The following is a 24,505-nucleotide window of genomic DNA, read 5'->3' on the forward strand; positions in this document are numbered from 1 at the left end:
TTTAGTTAAAATTTAAAAATTTATCGTCGTGATAAAATGCGCTAGAATTCACAAAAGTTTTCTCGTCGATTTCATCATTTAGCTCAAAAATTTGCTCATTTTCTAAATTTAAATCTGTTTTAATCAAATAACCAGTTTTCTCAACGATATTTAGCGAATTTCCTGCGATTCCTGCACCTGCAAACAACGCAAATGTGAATTTTTTAGATTTTATTTTATTTAAATTTAAATCTAGCATATCAACCACGCCGTCTTTTAAAAATGCGTAAATTCTGTCATTTCCAAAAAGCACGGAGCGAATTTCGCCGTTGTAAGATTTATTTCCCATAGGAGAGATTAGCATGATTTTTGAAGCCGTTGTTGCATACATATTATCGCCCAAAACTTTTAAGTCAATAGCATTGTTAAAAAACGGCTGATCACTTATAACCATATCTCGTATAATGCGACCGTTGTATCTATCTGCTATAACCAAAAGCCCATCAAGACTAGGATAGACGACAAGTTGCTCGACAAAAATAGGCGAAGCAACCCTAGAATCAACCGCATAGGCTTGTCTTAGTTTTTGGTTCATTACAACCGAATTTGATGAAATTTTGATTAGATAAATTGTATTATTTGAGCCTACAACAGCCAAATCATCGCCGTTTATAGCTGCACTTAAAGCCTGAGTATCGATATATGTATCAAGTAATAAATTGCCACTTTCATCGCTAACTTTTAACGCGCCCTTTTCGTTTGTGCTTATAAATTTGCCTTCAAATTCGCCTAAAAATTTCTCATTTTTTGCTAATTTGAAATTTGAATTTACGCCCATTTTAGAGACGACATTACCATTAGCAAGTGTTGCACCATTGTAATTTGAAGCGATGATTTTTGAAGGTAGATTTCCTTCAAAACTAACTTTTCCTGCGACATTTTCATCAAACGGCTCGAAATATTGCCTTTTTGTCGAACAACCTGCAAAAAAAACTGAGACCAAAATCGTTAAAATAAGTGCATATTTTTTCATTTTTTATCCATTATAGTGTTTTAAATTTACAACCATTTGTTTAAACGGCGAATCGGCAGGAATTTTATTAAATTCAACTTCGGCAGCATCAAATTTACCGCTTTTTAAAAGCTCGTATCCGTTGATGAAACTGTTGTAATCTTCTAGCAAGACACCTTGTTTTCCGTTTTGCAAATTTATAATCTCTTTCAATAAAGGATCAATATTTGATAAATTTGCCAACTCATCAAGTTTTGCATTATCTCCGTTTTTAAGCGAATTTTTTAGCTCGAAAACTGCATATAAATTTATATCTTTTGATTTTAACTCATCTTTTTTTGCATTGTCATTTGGATTTTTCAAAAGTTCGTTATAAAGTGCATTTGCGCTGTCAATGCGTTTGTTTTCAAAAAACAAATTTCCATAATATCCCACAAAGCCCAAAACTAAAATTGCAACAAGTCCCAGCAAAGGTTTTTTGTATTTTTTAATGAAAAGTTCGCTTTTGATGATACTTTCCAAAAACTGCTCTTCTGTGCCTATTTCTTGTTTGATACCTGCAATATCGTCCTTTAAAGCCAATTTTGTATCCTTTTTTAAAAATTAAATTTCGCATAATTGTAGCATAAAATATTTAAAAGCGACTAATATCAAGATAAATTATGATATAATGTCTCGTTTTATTTATCAAAAAAAGGAAATCAATGATAATTGACGATGTCATTTTAAACAAACTTGAAAAACTAAGCGCTTTAAAAATTCCTGAAAATAAGCGTGATGAAATTAAAAATCAACTAAATAATATCGTGGATTTCGTCGAAATTTTAAATGAGTTAAATTTGGACGATACTCAGGTGGCTATCACCACTTTAAAGGGCGGGACGCCGTTTAGAGAAGATGTGCCTAGCAAAAGCGATGTGATTGATACGATTATCAAACACGCACCGGACAGCGACGGAAGCTATTTTGTCGTCCCTAAAATCATAGAATAAGGAAGGTTTTTATGGAAGAGAATCAAAAAAAATTAATTGACATCGAAACGATGTTAAAAACCGTTGTTTTTAACAAAGCTTCGGATTTACACCTAGTTTCAAGAAGTGCTCCGCAAATTCGCATTGACGGAACTTTGCGTCCTTTGGCAATGGACCCGCTAACAGGAACGGATATTGAGTATATCTGCTATGCGTTAATCACCGATGCGCAAAAAAGCGAACTTGAAGAAAACAAAGAGCTTGACTTTGCGATTGAATTGCCAAATATCGGACGCTTTCGGGGCAACTACTACTATACGATGAACGGCGATTTGGCTGCTGCGTTTCGTATTATTCCTATCGATATTCCTAGCCTTGATGATTTAAGAGCACCAAATATTTTTAAAGAAGTCGTCAAACGCGAAAAAGGTATGATACTTGTTACCGGTCCGACAGGTAGCGGTAAATCAACAACCCTAGCAGCTATGCTAAATGAAATCAACGAAAAAGAGCGAAAACACATTATCACGGTTGAAGACCCTGTGGAGTTCGTGCATCAAAATAAAAAATCTCTATTTTCTCACAGAAACATAGGAACAGATACACACTCTTATGCACAAGCTTTGAAATTCTCACTTCGTGAAGACCCTGATATTATCCTAGTCGGTGAGATGCGGGATCGTGAGACTATTTCTATCGCGATTACTGCGGCTGAAACGGGACACTTGGTTTTTGGAACACTACACACAAACTCAGCAATCCAAACAATCAACCGTATCATCGATAGCTTTGACGGCGGCGAACAACTTCAAGTTAGAAACATGCTTTCAGTTTCGCTAACTGCGGTTATTTCGCAATCTTTGCTTCCAAAGCTTGGCGGTGGTCGTATCGCGATACATGAAATTTTGATAAACAACAACGCCGTTGCAAACCTAATCCGCGAAAACAAAGTTCATCAAATTTACTCACAAATGCAACTTAACCAACAACAAACAGGCATGGTAACCCAAACACAAGCTATGGTAAAAGCAATTCGCTCAAATTTCATATCAAAAGAAAACGCTCTTAGATATTCAACAAATTTACAAGAGCTAATCGGTATAGTAGGTGAGTGATGCTTGAAGGTATAAATTGGTTTGATGCTGTTGTTATCGCTTTGATTGTGCTTTTTGGTTTGCGTGGTCTTGCAAACGGCATTATAAAAGAAATTTTTGGAATTTTAGGGCTTATCGGCGGTCTTATTTTGGCAGTTCGTTATAAGGCTATGGCAGGGGCTTGGATTAGTGAAAAAATTTATAATCTAAAATCTGCAACTAGTGTTTTAAGTGGCGATTCTACCGAGCTTTTAGCTGGATTTTTGGCTATTTTATTTGGAACTTGGATTATTTGTCTGATTTTAGGCGAGATAATTTCAAAATTCTTTAAATGGAGCGGTTTAGGTTTTGTCGATAAACTTGGCGGTTTTATTTTTAGCTCGGCTAAAATTTTCTTAATCTTTGCCGTAGTTGCCACGATGATAAAAGGTTCTGCTTTATTAAACGAACAAACAAAGGGATTTTTTAGCACAAGTGCAGTTTATCCGCATTTAGTAAATGTCGGCGACTGGATAATGCAAATGAAAGATGATCCAGGCGTAAAAGAAAATATAAATGCCATGCAGGAAACAATAAATGAAGCTATAAGCGAACCCGAATACAAAATTTCTGATACAAATAGCAGTCTAAATTTAGACTCAAATTTAAGTAATGAATTAAATTTAAACGATATAAATCAAACGCAAGGAAACGAAATATGAAAACAAATATCCAAAATTTAAATTTCAACCAGATAATGGACGAATTTAAAAAAGCTCTTAGAGAAAACGGGCTTAAATACACAAAGCAACGAGAAGTTTTGCTTGAAATTCTTTACAACAGCGATCTTCACTTCACACCAGAAGCCCTACACGCCGAAGTAAAAGCAAAATTTCCAAAGCTAAATGTCGGCATAGCAACTGTTTATAGAACACTAAATTTGCTTGAAGATTCAGGCATGGCGACTTCGATCTCTTTTGGCGCACAAGGCAAAAAATTTGAACTTGCTCACAGAGATCACCACGATCACCTTATATGCAAAAACTGCAATAAAATCGTTGAATTTGAAGATCACAGCATAGAAAAAAAACAGGTAAATATAGCAAAAGCTAATGGCTTTACTCTCACAGGACATCTTATGCAACTTTACGGAATTTGCAACGATTGTGCTAAAAAAAGGAAATAAATAGTGTTTGACAACCAGCTTGAAATTCAAAAAATAGAAAAATCAAATGAATTGCGGAGTTTAGGAGTAAATCCTTATCCGCATTTTTTAGTTAAGGATATGAGTATAAAAGAATTTAGAGATAAATTTGCTTTTATACAGGATTTAGAAGAGAAAAAAGCCACAGAGGAAGTTAGCATAGCAGGTCGCCTTAAATTTAAGCGAGTTGCGGGAAAATCGACTTTTGGAAATATCGAAGATGAAAGCGGAAAAATCCAAATTTATTATTCACGCGATAGTATCGGCGAAGAAGATTACGCTAAATTCAAGAAAAATCTTGAAGTCGGCGACATTATCCTAGTCAAAGGCTACGCATTTGTTACGCAAACTGGCGAATTTAGTATTCATGTTAGCCGCCTAACTCTTGCTTCAAAGTCCATTTCAGTTTTGCCTGAAAAATTTCACGGCTTAACCGACATAGAAATGAGATACCGCCAACGCTACCTTGATATGATAATGAATTCAGAAGTTAGAGATGACTTTATAAAACGATCCATCATCATTAGCACCATTAGAAATTTCTTTGAGAAAAAGGGCTTTTTAGAAGTCGAAACTCCGATGATGCACCCAATCGCAGGTGGCGCAAACGCAAAGCCTTTTATCACTCACCACAACGCTCTTGATGTGGATAGATTTTTGCGAATCGCACCTGAACTTTATCTAAAACGCCTAATCGTAGGCGGTATGGAAGCTGTTTTTGAAATCAATAGAAATTTCCGAAACGAAGGCATGGATTTAACGCACAATCCTGAATTTACCAGCATTGAGTTTTACTGGACTTGGCATAATTATAATGACGCTATGGATTTAACCGAAGAGCTTTTTGCGACACTTTTGCAAAAGTTAAATTTGCCAAAAGTTATCGAATTTGACGAAGTAAGCGTGGATTTTTCAAAACCATTTACTCGCATAAAATACCTTGACGCTATCACGCAAATCGGCGGAATTTCAAGCGAAATCATAAACGATAAAGCAAAAATCATAGAAAAACTCAAAGCCGATAATTTTGAAGCAAATGAGAATTTGGATTTAGGGCATTTACAAGCCGAACTTTTTGATAACTATGTCGAGCATAAGCTCATAAATCCGACATTTGTTATCGATTTTCCGATTTCGATTTCGCCGTTATCAAGAAGAAGCGACGAAAACCCTGAGATCGCAGAGAGATTTGAGCTATTTATCGCAGGTAGAGAACTAGCGAACGCTTTTAACGAGCTAAACGATCCGCTTGATCAATATGAACGCTTTAAAGCGCAAATTGATGCTAAAAACGCAGGAGATGACGAAGCGCACGAAATGGACGAAGATTTCGTTAGAGCCCTAAGCTATGCTATGCCACCGACTGTTGGCTGGGGGCTAGGTGTCGATAGGCTTGTGATGATTTTGCTAAATAAAAAATCGATTCGCGATGTTATTTTATTTCCGGCTATGAAGCCGATAAATTCAGAAAAGGAATAAAAATGTTAGAAAATTTTGATAAAGAAATTTTTGATTTAACAAACAAAGAGTTGGCGCGTCAATGCGACCATTTGGAGATGATTGCAAGTGAAAACTTCACTTACCCAGAAGTCATGGCTGTTATGGGTTCGATTTTAACGAATAAATACGCAGAAGGTTATCCCGGCAAAAGATATTATGGCGGTTGCGAATTTGTCGATGAAATCGAAACTATCGCTATTGAAAGATGTAAAAAACTTTTTGGTTGCGAATTTGCAAATGTTCAGCCAAATTCAGGCTCACAAGCTAATCAGGGCGTTTATGGAGCGTTTTTAAAACCGGGTGATAAAATTTTGGGTATGTCGCTAAGCCACGGCGGACACCTAACGCACGGTGCAAAGGTTTCAAGTAGCGGAAAGTATTATGAGAGCTTTGAATACGGCGTAGAGCTAGATGGTCGCATAAACTACGACCGCGTAGCCGACATAGCAAACATCGTAAAACCAAAAATGATAGTTTGCGGTGCAAGTGCCTACACAAGAGAGATAGATTTTGCTAAATTTAGAGAAATCGCTGATAGCGTTGGAGCTTTTTTGTTTGCCGATGTCGCTCACATCGCAGGTCTAGTTGTAGCTGGCGAGCACGCTCATCCGTTCCCACACTGCCATGTAGTTAGCTCTACCACTCACAAAACACTTCGCGGACCACGCGGCGGTATCATTATGACAAACGATGAAGAATTCGCTAAAAAAATCAACAGCTCTATTTTCCCGGGCATTCAAGGCGGTCCATTAATGCATGTTATCGCAGGAAAGGCTGTCGGCTTTAAACACAATTTGAGCGATGAATGGAAAGTTTATGCAAAACAAGTTAAAGCAAATGCGAAAATTTTGGGCGAAACTTTGGTAAAAAGAGGCTTTGATCTAGTAAGCGGCGGCACGGATAATCATTTGATTTTAGTAAGCTTTTTAAATAAAGAATTTAGTGGAAAAGACGCTGATATAGCCCTAGGAAACGCTGGAATCACCGTAAATAAAAACACAGTCCCGGGCGAAACTCGCAGTCCATTTGTAACAAGCGGAATTCGCGTAGGAAGCCCAGCTCTTACAGCTCGTGGTATGAAGGAAGCTGAGTTTGAGTTTATCGCAAATAAAATCGCAGATGTGCTAAATGATATAACAAATACCGAACTTCAAGCAAAAGTTAAAAAAGAAGTTACAGATTTAGCGCATAAATTTATCATTTACGATAGAGCAATGTATTAAAATTCGGGCAAATTTGCCCGAATTTATCTATTTTGCGAATTTTATTATGGTAGAATTCGCAAAATAGATTTTGAATTTATAGGAGAAGCTTTATGAATCACAATCCATACAGTATGGAAGACATTAACGATATAGTTTTAAATCGAAACGGAAATGATAAAAGTGCAAGTGTGAAAAAAATCTTAACTGCTATTGCGATTTTGATAATTTTATTTTTGATTGTTTTGATTATAATGAAATTCATAAATAAAGGTAATATCGATACTAGCGCAAATTTGCAAATGCCAAGCGAAGCTGAACTTGCAAAAAAAGAGCAAGCGCCAAAGCTAGAACCGATTGTCATAACTCCAAAACCTGAACCTAAAAAAGAAGAGCCAAAAGTCGAAGTAAAAAAGCCTGAACAACCAAAAATCGAGCCTAGCGAACCACAAAACGACGCTAAATTTGAAATCAAAAAAGAAGAAGTAAAGGTCGATGTAAAAGAGCAAATAATAGAAATCAAAAAAGAAGAACCAAAAAGTGTGGAGCAAATCGTCATAAAAGACGAACCAAAACCACAAGAAGTTCAAAAACAGCCTGAACCTAAAAAAGTAGAAATTCAACAACCAAAAACAGAACCTGTAAAAACGGCTCAAAAAATAGAACCTAAAAAAACAGAGCCAAAAGTCCAACCAAAACCTGAACCTAAAAAGGAACAACCAAAGGTAGAAACCAAAAAACCTGAACCAAAAAAAGAAGAGCCTAAAAAACAAGAACAACCTAAAAATAGCGAACCTGTAAAAACGCAACCAAAAGGCGGCAATATAAAAGATGTCGCGAATTTAGCTAGTGGAACTTATATCCAAGTTCATGCCCTTTCACAATACAATCCAAATGCACCTAGTATCAAAAAAATATCAGAAAAGGGTTATACTCCGATTGCGCATAAATCAGGTAATCTAACGCGCATTTTGGTCGGTCCTTTTAAAAACAACGACGAGTTAAGCAAAGCTATGAGCGATGTAAAAACGCTTAACAATGAAGCTTTTGTTTATCGGGTAAAATAATGGATAAATTCGCCGTTTTTGGCAATCCGATAGCTCACTCAGTTTCGCCAAGACTGCATAACTTGGCGATAAAAGAGCTAGGATTAGACGCCTATTACGGGCGAGTTTTGCTTGAAAACGGAAGTGATTTAAAGGAAAAATTTTTAAATTTAGGCTTAAAAGGGGCAAATATAACCGTGCCTTTTAAGCTTGACGCTTACGAAACTAGCGAAATTTTAAGCCAAAGTGCCAAAGAAATCGGCTCGGTTAATACCCTTGTTTATAAAAATTCCAAATTTTATGGCTATAACACCGACGCGCTTGGCTTTTATAGGGCGATTTGCGAATTTGGCGAAATCAAAAATGCTCTGCTTTTAGGAGCTGGTGGCACAACAAGAGCGATGAGCTATATTTTGCATAAAAACGGCGTTAAATTCGATATTTTAAATCGTAGCGATAAATCAGATAAGAATTTTAAATGCGAAAATTTCTATACTCACGCTGATTTTAAATTCACCAAATACGACCTAATCGTAAATTCCACAAGCGCGGGGCTTAAAGATGACTTTTTGCCAGCTCCAACCCAAATACTAGACGCTGTTTTTAAAGAAACAAAATTCGCATTTGACGCCATTTACGGCAAGATTACGCCGTTTTTAAAATTAGCGATAGACAACGGACTTTTAGTCAAAGACGGCAAAGAAATGCTAGTTTATCAAGCAGTACTAGCTTTTAATCTTTTTTACGACAACGAATTTAATGAAAATTTGATTTTAAACGCAATGTCTAGGGCGATAAGATTATAAATTTATGCAAAGAGATTATGACAAAGAACCGATAATTATAAAAGATTATCATCAAATTTTTAATTCGGTTTTATCGTGGTTTTCTGCGTTTATCGCTTTTACGATTTTACTAAATTTATATATTTTTATTTATAGTTATTTACTAAATACAACTAATGATAAATTAATTAAAGAAGTAGGAAATCATATAATTACAATTAACGCAATAGTAATTTTTATTTCGCTATTTTATTTCATCGTTAGTTATTATATTTTTATAATACGCAGAAAAGCAGAAATTCATTTTACAAATAAATTTATACAATTTTATGAATTCGGAAAGTTACAGCACAACTCATCAAATCCAAATTTAAGAGATATTATTTGTAAGCCGTTTTGGTTGGAAGATACAGAAAAAGACGGGATAGTATGGACTATTATTATGAACTGCATTATTGCACTTGTTGCTTTTAAATTCGTTGGATTACTTTTTATAGTTTTTTATTTTTTAGCAAATTTATTCCTAAAAGGCTGTTTTAATTTAATTATAAAAAGAAATTTCAATTTTTTACAATTTCCAGCACTCATAATTGATGAACCACAAAAAAATGGTTGGGCTTATAATATAAATGTTTTGCGTGGAAAATTTTACATGGTGTGTATTTTTGATAAACAAGAATACGACGACATTAAACAATGGTTTTTAGATAAGAAAAATATAAACATAGATTATATTGAAAAAACATATTTTAAGATATAAAGCTCCAAGCAATATTTAACTGCTTGGAGCTTTTGGAAGTGGTAAATTAGCTATGAGCCTAAATTTGCTAAATTTAATGGTTAAATTCGGTAAATTTAGACTAAATTTACCGAATTAATCTTATCTGTGTTGTGGTCGTGGTGGCAAATTTTTTGCATATCTTTTTGTGGTTTCGCGCTCACCATGCGGTTTTGGCGGTGCTACTTTTTGATTTTTCACTTGGTGTGACGAAAATGCTCTATCTTTTGCTCGTGGCGGAATTTTGCCATCTTTTCTTACAAAGCTATGGTGTGGTTTCATATCGCGGCGTGGCGGAACTTCTATGCCGTGTTTTGGCACTACCCTAGCAACAGGGCGAACAGCAGGACGATGCGCTACGACAACCCTTTTTTGTGGAGCGAGTACAACTCTTTTTTGTGGCACTACGACCACTTTTTGCTGCGGGACAACAACCACTCGTTCTCTTGGAACGCGGTAGTAGCGATCTTCGTAATAATCCCCGCTTGTCGCATAAATTCCGCCACTTACATGCGCATGGGTGCCATGTGATACAACGCAACCGCTAAAACCAAGTCCGACAACACAAAGTGTAGCAATCTGCAAAATTCTAGTTTTCATTGTCAATCCTTTATGAAAAGTTACGAGAATTTTATTCGCACGGCGTTAAATTTTTGTGATGAGTTTTTTAATAAATTTGAAATAAATTTTAAGAAAAAGATAAATTCTATGGCAAAAAGCGTAAATTTGGCACTTTTTGGTGCCAAATTTACTAATTTAATTAATCTAAGATTATCGTATATTTATACGACTCATTTGTATCTGTTTTTTGGGTATTTTGCGTAGGCTCGGCTTGAACCGTAGCCTTATCTTGCCCTACTTTTATAGTTTGTTTAGCTTGTTTTTTCTTTGTGGCTTTTACAACTTTTTTAGGTGGTTCTTTTTCGATAATCACTTCTTGTTTTTTAGGTGGCTCATTAGTTTGATTTAGAGCACAACCGCCAAAACCTAGCAAAAGCACACAACCAATAGATAGTCCTAAAATTCCAGTTTTCATCTCTATGTCCTTATAAAAATTTTATGAAATTTTAGTCTTTGAAAGCTTAAAAATTTATATAAATTCATAATAAAACAAAAAAAATGCAAATTCTGCAAAATTTAGTGCAGAATTTGCAAATTTATCGTTTAAATTTAGCCTTTATATCCTAGTCGTCGCATTTCTTTGCAGCTTTGCGCATGACCACCATAACATGCTCTCATAAAAATATCAATTGCGTTGTTGATATTTTTTGCTACACCTTCGCCTTTTTCAAACATATATGCCATACGCACACATGACGGAATATCTTGCGCTAGGGCGCAGTTGATATTATAAGCATTAATCGCAGAAGCAAAATCGCCTTTTGAATACATAGAATCTGCAAAGCTTCGACACATAGAAACATTTCCGCTTTTACAAGCATCGCTTACGACAGCTTTACCTTCTATATTGCTTTGTTCATTAACTCCTGCTTGGATACTATCAAATGTTCTATTATCCATGCTTGTAGTTGAAGTTTGCGTAACAGTCGGAGCAGGTCCCCCGCTAGTGCCAGAACAACCCACAAAAAACGCACACACGCTTAATGCTAAAATAAATTTTTTCATCTTAAATTCCTTAAAATCTGCCACTTATATAGTAAGTTTCTTTTCCGCTTACCTTTTCAAGGCGAAGTTTGTATTTATCAGACCAGCCAAAAATCATATCTCTAACCGCTTCTCTTTTCTCTTCGGTAGCAGCTTCGTTTTTGATTTTAAAATACGGATTTGAATTTGACATTGCTATATACGCTCCGTAAATTTTTAGTTTGTCATTTAGCGTAACTATATGATCTAACTCCGTTGTGTTAAAATCACATTTTGAGAGTATCCCTCTAAGTTGTGCCGTAGTGGCGTCATTTACGCTGTAACCAAGTGCGATTAGAATTCCATCTTCACTCATATCTTATCCTTTCATAAAAGTTTATTTTTGTTGTGAAATCAAAACACCTTCAATTATTTTTTTAATATCGCCATCTAGTATGGCGTCCGTTTGCGAATATGCGATATTGCTACGCAAATCCTTTACTTGCTGATACGGAAAAAGCACATAAGAGCGGATTTGATGACCCCAGCCGATCTCGCTTTTTGGTGCATTTTCATCGGCTTGTCTCTGTTTTTCAAGCTCTAACTCATAAAGCCTTGATTTTAGCACTTTCATCGCCGTTTCTTTGTTTTTATGCTGATTTCTATCGTTTTGACACTGCACGACAATGCCTGTTGGTATATGCGTGATACGAACGGCACTTTCTGTTTTATTTACATGCTGACCACCTGCGCCACTAGCTCTATAAACATCTATGCGAAGATCTTTTTCTTCTACGCTTATCTCTATATCATCATTTAGCTCAGGGCTTACAACTACGCTTGAAAAGCTTGTGTGTCTTCTACCTGCACTATCAAACGGACTTGTTCGCACCAAGCGATGAACGCCGTTTTCGGCTTTTAAATATCCGTAAGCATTTTCACCTTTGACGATAAAACTGACATCTTTTAGACCAGCTTCTTCACCCTCTTGGAAATCCAAAACTTCGACCTTAAAGCCTTCTCTTTCGCAAAAACGCAAATACATACGATAAAGCATACTCGCCCAGTCATTGCTCTCAGTGCCACCGGCTCCTGGGTGAATTGTAATAATAGCATTTTTGTTATCATCATCGCCGTTTAACATCATCGCAAGTTCAAGGTTTGTGATATATTCTTGCAAATTCGGCGCAGTATCAAAAAGATCGTTTATCGTAGCTTCGTCATTTTCTTCATTTGCAAGATCGTAAATTTCACTAGCGTCGTCAAGTTCGCCTTTTGCTTTTTTAAATTTGTCTAAAATCGATGAAATTTTCGTCTTTTCTTTGCCGATTTGAGTAGCTTTTTTGACATCGCCCCAAAAACTAGGATCACTTTCGATTTTCGCAATCTCATCTAAACGCGAAATAATCTCATCAGGCTTGATAATCAAGGCTATATTGTTAATCTTATTTTTTAAATCTTTTAAAAGTTCGGTGTATTCGTAATTATCCAAAATCTATCCCCTTTTGGCGAAATTATAGCATTTTAACCTTTATAATAAACTTGAAAATTTAAAATTCAGAAATTTTGAGTTATAATTTAGTTCAAAAAATTTCAAAGCGAGAGAAAAATCATGCAAATTTTTAGAAGTATAAAAGATCTTAAAGTTTATAGAAACTCTTTAAATTCGCGCGTTGGCTTTGTGCCGACTATGGGAGCGTTGCACGAAGGACATGCGAGTTTGATTAAAAAATGTAGAGAAGAAAACGAAGCCGTTTTTGTCTCAACTTTTGTAAATCCTACGCAATTTTTGCCAAACGAAGATTTTGAAAAATATCCAAAAAACGAAGAAGCCGACATTAAAATTTGCGAAAGCTTGGGCGTTGATGCGATGTTTATCCCAAAAGCAGATGAAATTTATACAAGTATCGAGCCAAAAGTCGTAGCTCCGTTAGAGCTTTCGACCATTTTAGAAGGTGCCACGCGACCAGGGCATTTTGACGGCGTTTTAACCGTGCTAAATAAATTTTTTAATATCGTTCGCCCAAAAAATGTTTATATGGGCAAAAAAGACGCTCAACAGCTAATAATCGTTAAAAATATGGTTAAATCAATGTTTTTAGATATTCATATCGAGCCTTGCGAAATCGTTAGAGAAAGCGACGGCTTGGCTCTTAGCTCACGAAATGTTTATTTAGACGAAGAAGAAAAACTAATGGCGTTGAAAATTTCACGCGCACTTTTAAAAGCTAGTAATCTAGTAAAAGATAGCGAATTCGATGTCAAATCGATAAAACCGCAAATGTTAAACATTTTAGAGCCTTTAAAAGTCGATTATATCGCCTTTGTCGATCGCGAATTTAACGAAATTTCGCAAATCGAACTTTCAAATTCGATAATCCTAATCGCTGCTTATGTCGGCAAAACACGCCTAATCGATAATATTTGGTTGTAAAAATGCCAAAACTTTATTTAGTAAGCCTTGGTTGTAATAAAAATCTCGTCGACAGCGAGATTATGCTAGGTAGGTTGCAAAACTACGAAATCGTTCAAGAGCCTAAAAACGCCGATGTCATGATAGTAAATACCTGCGGATTTATCGCTTCTGCGAAGCAAGAAAGTATCCGCACAATCCTAGAACTCGCAGAATTTAAGAAAAAAAACGGCGTTTTGGTTGTAACTGGCTGTTTGATGGAGCGCTACAAAGACGAGCTTATGCGTGAGCTTCCCGAAGTCGATATTTTCAGCGGTGTCGGCGACTACGATAAAATAGATGAGATGATTTTAAAAAAACAAAATCTATTTTCGCCCAATACTTACTTGCAAACCACGCAAAAAAGGGTAATTACTGGCTCAAATTTTCACGCTTACATTAAAATCGCCGAAGGGTGCAACCAAAAATGCAGTTTTTGTGCGATTCCAAGCTTCAAAGGGCGTTTGAAAAGTCGCAGTTTAGATGACATAGAAGCCGAAGTGCGAGAGCTTGTGGCTCGTGGCTTTTATGATTTTAGCTTTATAGCGCAAGATACGAGCTCTTATGGGCGAGATAGGGGCGAAAAAGACGGGCTAATCGCGCTTATAAATCGCATCGAAAAGATTGACGGCGTAAAATTTGCGCGAATTCTTTATCTTTATCCGACCACGACGAGCGAAAATTTGATTAAAACTATCATAAATTCGAGCGTTTTTGTGAATTATTTCGATATGCCAATCCAACATATAAACGATAAAATGCTAAAAATTATGAAACGCGGAAACGGCAAAAAAGAGATTTTAAATTTGCTAAATTTAATGCGTTTGGCGCCAAATTCGTTTTTGCGAACCGGCGTGATAATCGGACACCCGGGCGAGAGCGAGAGCGAATTTAACGAGCTTTGCGAGTTTTTAAGCGAGTTTAAATTTGATAGAATTTCAGCCTTTGCCTACTCCAAAGAAGAAGACACGGCAAGTTGCGAAATGGAGCAAATTCCAACTCGCGTTATCACAAAACGACTAAATAAAATCGAAAAAATCGTGGATAAAGCGATTTTGGCGAGTTTCGCCGGGCTTGTAGGCACCACACAAAGCGTGGAAATCACGGGCATTAGCTCAGAGGGCGAGTTTTTTTACGGCGCAAAACTTGCCCTATGGGACAAAGACATCGACGGCGAGATTTTAATCAACGAAAGCGAGATTGAAAATTTGCAAATCGGACAGCTATATGAGTGCGAGATTAGCGAATTCATCGGCGGAAAACTCATAGGGAAAATTACAAAACAAGCTAAATAAAAATGCAAATTTTAAATATAGACCATGAGATTTTGGACTTTTTGCGTGATAGGAAAAATCTACTTGCCTTTTCGCATGGGAGCGATAGCACGGCACTTTTTTACGCACTTTTAAATTTGGGCGTTAAATTTGATTGTGCTTTTGTGAATTACAAAACCCGCGAAAATAGCGATTTAGAAGAAATTTCTGCAAAAGAGCTTTGCGATAAATTTGGTGTGAATTTGTTTGTCAAAGCTGCTCCACTAAATTTAGAAAATTCAGGCGATTTCGAAAATACTGCGCGCAAAATTCGCTACGATTTTTTTGATGAAATTTGCGCTAAATTTAGCTACGAAAACCTTATCACAGCGCACCAATTAAACGATAAATTTGAGTGGTTTTTAATGCAACTTGGACGAGGCGCAGGTCTAGCAAATCTGCTAGGCTTTGAAAAAATCGAAAATCGCACAAATTTCGCTATCGTGCGACCTTTTTACAATGTCAGCAAAACGCAAATTTTAGAGTTTTTAAGCGAAAATAAAATCAAATTTTTTAACGACATTTCAAACGAAAATACCAAATTTGCAAGAAACGCCGTAAGGGCTGAATTTAGCGATAAATTCGTAGAAAAATACGCTTTAAATTTAGCAAAAAGTTTTGAGTTTTTATCAATCGACAAAGCAAATTTAATGGGCGAATTTATCTATCAAAAAGATAAATTTTTTGTGCTTGAAAATTCGCAAAAAAGCCTAAATTTAATCGATAAAGCGTGTAAAATTTTAGGCGTAGTTTTAAGCCAAAATCAACGAAAAGAAATCCAAAAAACAGATTGCGTCCTTTCGGGCAAAATTTGCGTTTGCAAAAACGAAAAATTCTACTTCGTCGCACCATTTGAGAAAGCAAAAATGGATAAAAAATTCAAAGAAAAGTGCCGAATTTTGCGAATTCCACCACTCGTGCGTCCGTATATTTACACCCACCAAGAAATCTTAAAAGAGCGCGAATTTACCTGCGTCTAACGCTTTCTTTAATGGAAATTTTATTGATAAAATCGACAAAATCCACAAATGTCAAGCTCGTTTTTACAAAAATCCTGCTAAAAATCACATAGCCGATCTCGTTGCCAAGGCTTCCGTCGTTGTAGATAAAAATGCTATTTATAAAGTCACTTTCATGTTCTGTGTAAAATTTGTCAATCTCGCCCTTTAAAATCTCATAAAACATCTCATCTTCATCGCCAAGATCGACTTCGAAATAATCTTTCATCGAAACGATATTTGCGTAAGCTACCTTTTCTTGATTTCCAACGATAAAGGTGATTTTATCGCTAAATTTAAGCACAAACATTGCAGTTTCGCCAAAGTGCTGATTTTTCATCAAAAAATACAAAACCTTAAAAAGGCTGGTGTGCGAATCAAATTTAATGCCGAATTTTTCGTCCATTTTTTCTATGATTTCTTGCGGGAGTTCGACCGTGAAGCCCTTATCGACCTCTTGATAAGCAAAATTTTCTTTGATTTCCACTTCGCCTAAAATCGCTTTTTGCTCTTTGCTGTCAATTAAAAAGCTGGTTGTGAGCCTTTTTTCGCCAAGATTAGCAAATTTAGCCAAAATCACACTAGCCTCTTCTTCGCTCGTTTTTAGATCGATTTTTTCGACTTTTTCATCAACGACTTTTTTACCGCTTAATTTTCTATAATAAAATTTGCATATATTATCTTTTAAAACCACGCTTAGAAATGATTTTACAGGCGAGAAAAGCCCCATTTTTTTCTCCTAAAAAATAATTCAAAATTGTAACAAATTTAAACTGAATTTATTAAAATTTGTTATCATTTTCTGCCTTAAAAAGCTCGTTTTTGATTTTTTCTTTTGCTACTTCAAGTTCCATATCTGTTACTTTAAATGGCTTACTCATTGCAAAATTTACCCTTGAAAATGGCTTTGGAAGTCGCATTTTATCCCAACTATTAAATTCCCAAAATCGATCGGCTTCATAAGTTAGCGTATAAATTTCCAAATCTTTTTTTTGAGCTATTACCACTGCTCCGTCAGCCACGCTATGAAGCGGACCGCGTGGGCCATCCGGTGTGATAATAATATCAATTCCGTTATTTATCTCGTTAAATGCGCCTTTTAATGCCTTAAATGCGCCTTTTGAACTACTTCCGCGAACTGCGCCGATACCAAAGTGGCTAACAATGCGAGTGATTATCTCGCCGTCTTTGTGATCTGATATGATAACCTTACCGTCCCTTTTTCGCTCACTCTTCCACCATTTTTTATACGCAAAGCACATAAAAGCTAGACGATTGTGCCAAAAAAGCACTTCACAAGGATAAGGCGGAAGTTTGTTATCGTTATAATTTTTTTTGCAAGTTAAAAAAATAAGCCATAAAACGCCTAAAAGTAGGTATTCGGTTACGAAAAATAAAATTCGTTTTTTAATCGGTAACTCTTCCATAAAGCACCATTCTTTGCGTTTTTTCTATCAAAACTTTTTTTGTTTTGCCAAGCAGTTCTTCGCTACCATTAACGCTAACTAAAAAATTTGAAAAACTTCGCCCTGCAACCTGCCCGTTTTCACGCAACTCTTCAAAATAAACTTCGTGAATTTTTCCCTTTTGCTCTGCCATAATTTCATCTAAAATTTCATTATGGAAAGACTGCAAGTGAGTTAATCGCTTACTAGCAATCTTATCGTCAATTAAAGGCAAATTCGCAGCTGGCGTTAGTGGTCGTGGGCTAAATTTAAAGCTAAAAATTTGCTCAAATCGCACCTTTCCAACCACTTCCATAGTGTCGTTAAAATCTTCATCATTTTCAGTCGGATATGCCACGATTATATCGGTAGAAATGTTTAAATTTGGGCAAAGTTCGCGAAGTCTTAATGCTCTATCTAAATACCACTCTTTGGTGTAACCACGCTTCATATCGCGTAAAACTTTGGTTGAACCGCTTTGCAAAGGCATGTGGATTGATTTGCAAATTTTTGGATTTTCGGCAAATGTGCGTAAAAATTTATCGTCCATGTGAAGCGGATGCGGGCTTGTAAAGCGAATTCGCTGGATACCTGAAATTTCACTAAGCCTATTTAACAAATCGCTAAAATCGATTTTTTCGTGTGAATTTGAAAATCTTTTTCCATAATTATTTACATTTTGACCGAGCAAAAATATCTCTTTTGCACCATTTTGTGTCGCCTTTTTGGCTTCGTTTAAAATAATCTGAACAGGAATTGAAATCTCATCGCCCCTAGTTTGCGGAACTATGCAGTAAGAGCATTTTTTATCGCAACCTATCATAATATTTACAAATGCCTTATACGGGCTTGTGCGAAACTCGCCAAATGCGTATTCGCTCTCGTCGTAGTTGATGTCGGTGCTAATAAATTTTGGCGAATTTATCGCAATGCCGATTTTTGAGACATTTCTAGCCCCCAGCACAAAATCCACAAACGGCGCTTTTTTAAAAATTTCGCTTCCCAAATGCGAAGCCGTGCAGCCGCAAACTCCGATCTTAGAGCCTTTTTTGCGAACCTTATCAAACGCTCCGATTTCGCTAAAAAGCTTATGCACAGGCTTTTCACGCACAGAACAGGTGTTTATTAAAATTAGATCGGCATTTTCTAAATTTTGTGTGATTTCGTAGTCTTGTTTTTTTAGCTCCGCGATGATATGCTCGCTATCACGCACATTCATCGCACAGCCAAGAGTTTGTATAAAAAGCAGTTTGCTCAAAGTATATGCACCTCATACATATACTCGTTTTCGCCAAGTCCGTATTTTACGGAGCGATGATATACGCTTAGACCTTTATTTTCAAAAAATTCAACCAAAGCAATCAAATCTTTGTGCGAATTATCTCTGTCAAAATAGAAAATTTTTTGACCGCTTTTTTTGACTTCTTCTTCAATTTTATCAATCTCAATGCTCACAGGTTCGCTACCAAGCTCTGTTCTAGCAAGTTTTAACGATAATGATTTTTTTGCCATGCCAATCCTTTCAATTTATTTTAGAATTTGTGAGTTTAGCAAAATTTACATAATAATTCGTTTAAACAAAACAAAAGAGTAAATTTAGTATAATTTTCCACTTTCAAAATTTTAAAAATCCCAAAATTTTGTATTGTTAAAAATAAGGAAAAAATTTATGGAAAAAGTTACCGATATTATCGAATCTATCGCAAACGAAAAAGGTTTAGAGATCGAAGAAGTAAAAGAGCGAGTAAAACTTGCCTTTATCCAAACTGCAAAACAGCTTTTTGGCGAGCAGTATTTATACGATGGAGTTATCGATCCGCAAACAAAAAAAATCAAACTTTATCAAAAAGTGCAAGTTGTCGCCGATGACGATGAGCGAATAAGCGATAATGCCAAATTTATGAGCCTAAAACAAGCAAAAGAAGTCGATAAAAATATAGAAATCGGCGATGAAATCAGCTATGACATAAATATCGAAAATCTCGGCAGAACCGCTTCTATGGTGCTTTCAAGGGAGCTAAACTACCACATACAAAGACTTTTGGAAGAGAAAATTTTGCAAAACTACACAGATAAAGTCGGCACGATGATCCACGGCACGGTTACAAAAATCGATCACGAAGAAACAACTTTTATAGAAATCGAAGATTTTAAGGCGTTTATCCCACGAAAAAATCGCATAAAAGGCGAAAGCTTTAAAGTCGGCGACACCGTTAGAGCCGTTATAAGGCGAGTTTATACCGAAAAAAATCAAGGCATAAAAATGGAGCTTTCTCGCACAAGCCCAAAATTTTTAGAAGCTTTGCTTATTTCAGAAGTTCCTGAAATTCGCGACGGAAGCGTCGTAGTTCAAGCGTGCGCTAGAATCCCAGGACAAAGAGCAAAGATTGCTTTATCTGCCCTTAGCCCTAGCGTAGATCCGGTCGGAGCGACCGTGGGCACAAAAGGCGTTCGCATAAATGCTATAAGCAAAGAGTTGCGTGATGAAAATATCGACGCAATCGAATACTCAAATAAGCCTGAAATTTTCGTATCTCGCGCGATGAGTCCTGCGATTACAAATTCGGTTAAAATCGACGGAAACAAAGCGATTGTTTATATAAATTCAGACCAAAAAAGCAAAGCTATCGGTAAAAACGGCTTAAATATCCGCCTAGCTACCACGCTAACTGGATATGAAATTGAATTAATCGAAAGCGATAAGGCTGAGAAATCTGGCGAGGGATTAAAAGACTTAAAAGCCCTATTTGGCGGACTTTGATTTTTATAAATTTGCAAGTTTAAACGAGCCTAGCTTTTCCGAGTGTTCACAAATTTCTCTTTCGATAGGCAAACAGCCTTATCTCAGTCGAAATTTGCTTCACAACTCGAAAAATCGTCGGCATAAATTTATCAAAATTTGCACTGATTTTGATAAAAAATCGTCGGCATAAATTTATCAAAATTTGCACTGATTTTGATAAAAAATCGTCGGCATTTGGTTGCCAAATTTAAGTTGTATATTTTTAAAATTTGCAAATTTTTATCCGATTTTACTGAAAATTTTCTCCATAAAGGCAGGTCTATAAATCAAAATATAAAGCGTTATAGCCCCACCCATAAAAACGCTAACTTGCGTCATTTTCGTGCATTTGTATGTAAGCGGGATTATGATGATACCAATAAATCCAATTATTATTTGCAACAATCTATCTTTGCGTAAATTTGCTAGTATCGCTGATAAAATCAGGCTTTGAATACCGACTGATAAAAAAATAACGCCAAGATTTAACGGAAATGTAAGTATAAAAGCAAGTATCTTTGCAAAAATCGTCTCTTGTGGCGTTTTTATGGTAGATAAAACAGAATATATCAAAGCACTAAAAAACGGCAAACAAACGGCACCTTTAAGAATTTCTCTCCAAGAAAATTTATTTTGCATAACTTGCCTTTAAATATTTTTCAAACAATAATATTTGCTAAAATTCGGCTAAATTTTATCTCTCAAATGCAAATCCTGCCCAGCTTTGCGTTGTCGCCATAACTTCAAGCGAATTTATATTTACATGCGCAGGAAGCTTTGATAAATCCACGATAATTCGCGCTATATCATCGCCTGTAAGATATTTTGTGCCATCATAAACCGCATCAGACTTTGCGCTATCGCCTTTAAAACGAACGAGCGAAAACTCGGTTTTAGCGATACCCGGCTCGATATTTGTAACGCGAATATTGCTTCCTTTTATGTCGTTTCGTAAATTTAGGCTAAACTGCTTCACAAATGCCTTTGTTCCGCCATAGACATTTCCGCCCTGATACGGCCAGCTTCCAGCAACCGAGCCGATATTAAAAATATAGCCGCTTTTTTTCGCACTCATTATCGGTAAAACCGCCTTTGTAACATAAAGTAAGCCTTTGATATTTGTATCTATCATCGTTTCAAAATCGTCCAAATTTGCCTCTTCGACCCTTTCTTGCCCAAGAGCTAGTCCTGCATTATTTACCAAAATTTCGATATTTTTAAACTCGTCTGGTAAATTTGCCACTTCGTCAAAAATGCGTTTTTTATCTCTGACATCGGCGGCGATTTTGTGAATTTTAACATTGTTGATAGTTTTTGCTAACTCGTCAAGTCGCTCTGCTCTGCGACCAAGAATAATTAAGTTATAACCTTCGTTTGCAAAAGCTTTGGCGCTCGCCAAACCAAAACCGGAAGTCGCCCCTGTGATAAATGCTGTTTTACTCATAATTTTTCCTTTTTTATGAATTTTAAATTTGCCAAATTTTAGCAAATTTAGGATAAATCGCAAGTGAAATTTAAATTTCTAAAAATAAAATTTAGATGATTTTAATATGCGTAAATTTAATAACAAATGCCGACGATTTTGAAACAAATTTGCGAAAAATAAGACTAAATTCGTTTATTCGAGCAAATTTATTTCAAAAGCTAGGCTGAATTCAATTTCAAATTTAAACTACGATTTTTTAAATTTGTTTGATTTTCTATAAAATATTCAAGACAGAGTGGGTGTAGTAAGGTGCAAATTTAGGCAATTTCAAGCGAAGTTACCTATGGGCGGTAATGAGCGTAGGAATTGCCTAAATTTGCACCTTAATCCGTCAAGTATGGGGAATTTGTTTGGGCTTTTAAGCCCAAACAATTAGCTATTTCTAACAATTTTCACCGCTTCGACCATATTTTTAAGGCTTGGCTTCACCTCTTCCCATTTGCGAGTTTTAAGCCCACAATCAGGATTTATCCAAAGCTGAGATTTTGGTAAAACTTCTAAAAGTGCGTTGATTTGCGCTACCATTTCCTCCACACTTGGCACGCGAGGGCTATGTATATCATACACACCCGGACCTACTTCTTGTTTGTAGCCGACCGATTTAAAAATTTTAAGTAGCTCGTTGCCAGAACGCGCCGTTTCTATACTGATGACATCAGCGTCCATCGCTTCGATGGTTTTAATAATATCGTTAAATTCAGAATAGCACATGTGAGTGTGAATTTGCGTTTTCGCTTCCGCCGATGAGACGGCTAGTTTAAACGCACCCACCGAGAAATTTTTGTATTGGCTGATATTTTCCCTGCGTAACGGATAGCCCTCTTTAAAGGCTGCTTCATCGACTTGGATTATCTTAATACCTGCAACTTGCAAGTCAGAAATTTCATCACTAATAGCAAGAGCAAGTTGCTTGACAACCTCGCTTCTAGGCTTATCATCACGCACAAACGACCAGTTCATAATAGTTACTGGACCAGTTAGCATACCCTTCATAATCTTGCTTGTTTTGCCTTGCGCGTATTTTATCCACTCCACAGTCATCGCCTTTGGACGGCTAACATCACCAAATAAAAGTGGCGGTTTTACGCAGCGGCTGCCGTAGCTTTGCACCCAGCCGTTTGCACTAAATGCGTAGCCTTTGAGCTGTTCGCCAAAATACTCAACCATGTCGTTTCGCTCAGGCTCACCATGGACTAAAATATCAAGCCCAATCTCTTCTTGAAACGCCACACACTCATCAATATAGGCTTTTATGTCTTTTTCGTAGGCTTCGCGGCTAATTAGCCCTTTTTTGTAGGCGTTGCGAACTTGGCGAAGTTCGGTTGTTTGTGGGAAAGAGCCTATCGTCGTGGTCGGCAAATCGCCGTAAGCAAGGGCTTCGCGCTGAATTTTAATGCGGTCTTCAAATTTATCACTTCGCTCAAATTTGGTTAAATTTTTCACGCGATTTTGCACCGCTGTATCGTGGATTAAAGGCGAATTTAGGCGTGTTTTGGCTGATTTTTGATTCTCTTCATATTTTTTGATACCGCTATTGCAGATTGGAATTTTAAAGAACAAATGCGTTAAAATGCAAATTTCTTCGAGTTTTTCACACGCAAAACTTAGCCACGATTTAATCTCATCGCTTAAATTTTCCTCGTATTTTAGGCTAAATGGCACATGCAAAAGCGAACACGAAGTTCCCACATAAAGGCGATCTTTTGGAACATATCGCTCTATAAATTCCAAAAATTCTAGCTTTTTATCAATATCGCTTTTCCAAATATTTCGTCCGTCAATAACTCCTGCAAATAGCGTAGTTTTGGCGTTTTTAAGAATTTCAAGCTCGGCTGTGATATTTTCCTTACTTGCATAAACAAAATCAAGCCCCACAGCCCAAATGTCCGTTTTAACGACTTCTTTCAACGCTTCTGTGGCATGTTCAAAATATGTCATAAAGATGATTTTTATATTTGAAGCGATCGAATTTAGCTTGTTATAAACAGGTGCGATTTTTCCCGTTAGCTCCACGCCCCTATCGGTTACGAAAATCGGCTCGTCGATTTGAACGACGACTTCGCTATCAAGGGCTGAAATCTTGCCTAGAAGCTCGGCGTATTTTTCTACTAGTTCATCAAGTTTGGCTAGTGGTTCGCTTCCGTCCGTGCTTTTTGAAAGTGCTAGATAAGTTATCGGTCCGATTAAATTTATCTTTAACGCGCAACTATCCTTAAAATCGTTGTTTTTAGCTGCTTTGTATTCGTTTAGAATTTTGTCTGCATTTAGGCTAAATTTTGTGTTTTTGCTGATTTCAGGCACGATGTAGTGGTAGTTTGTGTTAAACCATTTTGTCATTTCCATTGCCACGGCGTCTTTGTTTCCACGCGCCATCGCAAAATACTGCTCCACGCCACTCAAAGATGCAAATCTTTGGGGCACTGCGCCAAAAAGCACGCTATTATCGAGTATTAAATCATAAAACGAGAAATCATTTACGCTAATTAAGCCCGTCCATGCGTCAAGTTGGTATTTTATGTGACGATCTTTTAGTTCGTCTGCGACCTTTTCTAGTGCGCCCAGTTCGCACTTTCCTGCCCAAAAGCTCTCTAATGCTTTTTTTAATTCTCTTTGCTCGCCGATGCGAGGAAAGCCAGTTACATAACTTTTCATAATATTTCCTTTAAAAATTAAATCAGCCTAGCTTTCGTGCGATTCATCGTGTTCGCTTCCTTGCGACGCACAGCAAGTGCGTCTCAGTCGCTTACACTCGAAAACGCACGAAATCGTCGGCATAAGTATATAAAATTTGCAAATTTAAATTCGTAAATTTGCAAAAAAACATAAAATTTACACAAATTTGAAAACCTATCTAAATTTGAAAAACAAAAAACTAAGGCGAAGTATTTTTTAGCT

Annotated in this window: 27 protein-coding genes; 13 read left to right on the forward strand and 14 right to left on the reverse strand. The window is 36.5% G+C overall.

Translation table 11 applies throughout. The features are described 5' to 3' along the window. Position 1: 1 nt before the first annotated feature. Both PF028_RS04320 and PF028_RS04325 read right to left on the reverse strand, forming a co-directional pair. Positions 2 to 1,012, reverse strand: coding sequence for an L-seryl-tRNA selenium transferase (locus PF028_RS04320; protein WP_270860128.1), 1,011 nt, complete (start codon positions 1,010 to 1,012; stop codon positions 2 to 4). A gap of 3 nt (positions 1,013 to 1,015) precedes the next feature. Beyond that, a complete protein-coding gene (locus tag PF028_RS04325; RefSeq protein WP_270860129.1) occupies positions 1,016 to 1,573 on the reverse strand; it encodes a hypothetical protein in 558 nt (185 codons plus the stop codon). 122 nt (positions 1,574 to 1,695) lie between these two features. Here PF028_RS04325 and gatC point away from each other — a divergent pair, with 122 nt between their 5' ends. From gatC to PF028_RS04370, 9 genes are all read left to right on the forward strand, one after another. Further along, positions 1,696 to 1,983 (forward strand): Asp-tRNA(Asn)/Glu-tRNA(Gln) amidotransferase subunit GatC, encoded by a 288-nt coding sequence (gene gatC, locus PF028_RS04330; protein WP_270860130.1) that lies wholly within the window; start codon positions 1,696 to 1,698, stop codon positions 1,981 to 1,983. A gap of 11 nt (positions 1,984 to 1,994) precedes the next feature. After that, positions 1,995 to 3,077 (forward strand): type IV pilus twitching motility protein PilT, encoded by a 1,083-nt coding sequence (locus PF028_RS04335; RefSeq protein ID WP_270860131.1) that lies wholly within the window; start codon positions 1,995 to 1,997, stop codon positions 3,075 to 3,077. Further along, entirely contained in the window at positions 3,077 to 3,757 is a 681-nt protein-coding gene (locus PF028_RS04340; RefSeq protein ID WP_270860132.1) for a CvpA family protein, read from the forward strand. Before PF028_RS04335 ends, PF028_RS04340 begins: the two co-directional genes overlap by 1 nt. Then, positions 3,754 to 4,221 (forward strand): Fur family transcriptional regulator, encoded by a 468-nt coding sequence (locus PF028_RS04345; protein WP_270860133.1) that lies wholly within the window; start codon positions 3,754 to 3,756, stop codon positions 4,219 to 4,221. Before PF028_RS04340 ends, PF028_RS04345 begins: the two co-directional genes overlap by 4 nt. 3 nt (positions 4,222 to 4,224) lie before the next feature. Continuing rightward, on the forward strand, positions 4,225 to 5,718 hold the full coding sequence (gene lysS / locus PF028_RS04350) for a lysine--tRNA ligase (RefSeq protein ID WP_270860134.1): 1,494 nt from the start codon (positions 4,225 to 4,227) through the stop codon (positions 5,716 to 5,718). Between the two features lie 2 nt (positions 5,719 to 5,720). Beyond that, complete coding sequence (locus tag PF028_RS04355; protein ID WP_270860135.1) at positions 5,721 to 6,962, forward strand: serine hydroxymethyltransferase; 1,242 nt, start codon at positions 5,721 to 5,723, stop codon at positions 6,960 to 6,962. A gap of 92 nt (positions 6,963 to 7,054) precedes the next feature. Beyond that, complete coding sequence (locus PF028_RS04360) at positions 7,055 to 8,008, forward strand: SPOR domain-containing protein (protein ID WP_270860136.1); 954 nt, start codon at positions 7,055 to 7,057, stop codon at positions 8,006 to 8,008. Beyond that, on the forward strand, positions 8,008 to 8,793 hold the full coding sequence (locus PF028_RS04365; RefSeq protein ID WP_270860137.1) for a shikimate dehydrogenase: 786 nt from the start codon (positions 8,008 to 8,010) through the stop codon (positions 8,791 to 8,793). The genes PF028_RS04360 and PF028_RS04365 overlap by 1 nt, the downstream gene beginning before the upstream one ends. A 4-nt stretch (positions 8,794 to 8,797) precedes the next feature. Next, a complete protein-coding gene (locus tag PF028_RS04370; RefSeq protein WP_270860138.1) occupies positions 8,798 to 9,532 on the forward strand; it encodes a hypothetical protein in 735 nt (244 codons plus the stop codon). Between the two features lie 120 nt (positions 9,533 to 9,652). Here the strand turns inward: PF028_RS04370 and PF028_RS04375 are convergent, their stop codons facing one another. The 5 genes from PF028_RS04375 to prfB form a co-directional block, all read right to left on the reverse strand. After that, positions 9,653 to 10,150, reverse strand: coding sequence for a hypothetical protein (locus PF028_RS04375; protein ID WP_270860139.1), 498 nt, complete (start codon positions 10,148 to 10,150; stop codon positions 9,653 to 9,655). A gap of 160 nt (positions 10,151 to 10,310) precedes the next feature. Beyond that, positions 10,311 to 10,586: a hypothetical protein gene (locus PF028_RS04380; RefSeq protein ID WP_270860140.1), complete on the reverse strand. Its 276-nt coding sequence runs from the start codon at positions 10,584 to 10,586 to the stop codon at positions 10,311 to 10,313. 134 nt (positions 10,587 to 10,720) lie between these two features. Beyond that, positions 10,721 to 11,176: a hypothetical protein gene (locus tag PF028_RS04385; protein ID WP_270860141.1), complete on the reverse strand. Its 456-nt coding sequence runs from the start codon at positions 11,174 to 11,176 to the stop codon at positions 10,721 to 10,723. 10 nt (positions 11,177 to 11,186) lie between these two features. Further along, a complete protein-coding gene (locus PF028_RS04390; RefSeq protein WP_270860142.1) occupies positions 11,187 to 11,510 on the reverse strand; it encodes a type II secretion system protein in 324 nt (107 codons plus the stop codon). Between the two features lie 21 nt (positions 11,511 to 11,531). Continuing rightward, on the reverse strand, positions 11,532 to 12,626 hold the full coding sequence (gene prfB / locus PF028_RS04395; protein WP_270860143.1) for a peptide chain release factor 2: 1,095 nt from the start codon (positions 12,624 to 12,626) through the stop codon (positions 11,532 to 11,534). Between the two features lie 120 nt (positions 12,627 to 12,746). Here prfB and panC point away from each other — a divergent pair, with 120 nt between their 5' ends. Genes panC through tilS form a run of 3 tightly spaced genes read left to right on the forward strand, consistent with a single transcriptional unit; the run spans position 12,747 to position 15,879 of the window. After that, positions 12,747 to 13,568 (forward strand): pantoate--beta-alanine ligase, encoded by an 822-nt coding sequence (gene panC / locus PF028_RS04400; protein ID WP_270860144.1) that lies wholly within the window; start codon positions 12,747 to 12,749, stop codon positions 13,566 to 13,568. 2 nt (positions 13,569 to 13,570) lie between these two features. After that, positions 13,571 to 14,881: a 30S ribosomal protein S12 methylthiotransferase RimO gene (gene rimO, locus PF028_RS04405; RefSeq protein ID WP_270860145.1), complete on the forward strand. Its 1,311-nt coding sequence runs from the start codon at positions 13,571 to 13,573 to the stop codon at positions 14,879 to 14,881. Positions 14,882 to 14,883: 2 nt separating this feature from the next. Further along, a complete protein-coding gene (tilS, locus tag PF028_RS04410; RefSeq protein WP_270860146.1) occupies positions 14,884 to 15,879 on the forward strand; it encodes a tRNA lysidine(34) synthetase TilS in 996 nt (331 codons plus the stop codon). Here tilS and PF028_RS04415 read toward each other — a convergent pair. The 4 genes from PF028_RS04415 to PF028_RS04430 are packed head-to-tail and all read right to left on the reverse strand — an operon-like array spanning position 15,866 to position 18,854. Beyond that, positions 15,866 to 16,627 carry a hypothetical protein gene (locus PF028_RS04415; RefSeq protein ID WP_270860147.1) on the reverse strand — a complete coding sequence of 254 codons (762 nt, stop codon included), beginning with the start codon at positions 16,625 to 16,627 and terminating at the stop codon, positions 15,866 to 15,868. The genes tilS and PF028_RS04415 overlap by 14 nt on opposite strands. 52 nt (positions 16,628 to 16,679) lie before the next feature. Then, a complete protein-coding gene (locus tag PF028_RS04420) occupies positions 16,680 to 17,324 on the reverse strand; it encodes a lysophospholipid acyltransferase family protein (RefSeq protein WP_270860148.1) in 645 nt (214 codons plus the stop codon). Further along, positions 17,305 to 18,600 (reverse strand): tRNA (N6-isopentenyl adenosine(37)-C2)-methylthiotransferase MiaB, encoded by a 1,296-nt coding sequence (miaB, locus tag PF028_RS04425; RefSeq protein ID WP_270860149.1) that lies wholly within the window; start codon positions 18,598 to 18,600, stop codon positions 17,305 to 17,307. Before miaB ends, PF028_RS04420 begins: the two co-directional genes overlap by 20 nt. Continuing rightward, complete coding sequence (locus PF028_RS04430) at positions 18,597 to 18,854, reverse strand: HP0268 family nuclease (RefSeq protein WP_270860150.1); 258 nt, start codon at positions 18,852 to 18,854, stop codon at positions 18,597 to 18,599. Before PF028_RS04430 ends, miaB begins: the two co-directional genes overlap by 4 nt. Before the next feature lie 157 nt (positions 18,855 to 19,011). Between PF028_RS04430 and nusA the strand changes: the two genes are divergently transcribed. Continuing rightward, entirely contained in the window at positions 19,012 to 20,103 is a 1,092-nt protein-coding gene (gene nusA / locus PF028_RS04435) for a transcription termination factor NusA (protein ID WP_270860151.1), read from the forward strand. 261 nt (positions 20,104 to 20,364) lie between these two features. Here the strand turns inward: nusA and PF028_RS04440 are convergent, their stop codons facing one another. From PF028_RS04440 to metE, 3 genes are all read right to left on the reverse strand, one after another. Continuing rightward, on the reverse strand, positions 20,365 to 20,763 hold the full coding sequence (locus tag PF028_RS04440) for a hypothetical protein (protein ID WP_270860152.1): 399 nt from the start codon (positions 20,761 to 20,763) through the stop codon (positions 20,365 to 20,367). A gap of 55 nt (positions 20,764 to 20,818) precedes the next feature. Continuing rightward, a complete protein-coding gene (locus PF028_RS04445; protein ID WP_270860153.1) occupies positions 20,819 to 21,568 on the reverse strand; it encodes an SDR family NAD(P)-dependent oxidoreductase in 750 nt (249 codons plus the stop codon). Positions 21,569 to 21,982: 414 nt separating this feature from the next. Next, a complete protein-coding gene (gene metE / locus PF028_RS04450; RefSeq protein WP_270860418.1) occupies positions 21,983 to 24,265 on the reverse strand; it encodes a 5-methyltetrahydropteroyltriglutamate--homocysteine S-methyltransferase in 2,283 nt (760 codons plus the stop codon). Positions 24,266 to 24,505 lie beyond the last annotated feature (240 nt).

This window comes from Campylobacter sp. CN_NE2, from assembly GCF_027797465.1.
GTDB lineage: Bacteria > Campylobacterota > Campylobacteria > Campylobacterales > Campylobacteraceae > Campylobacter_B.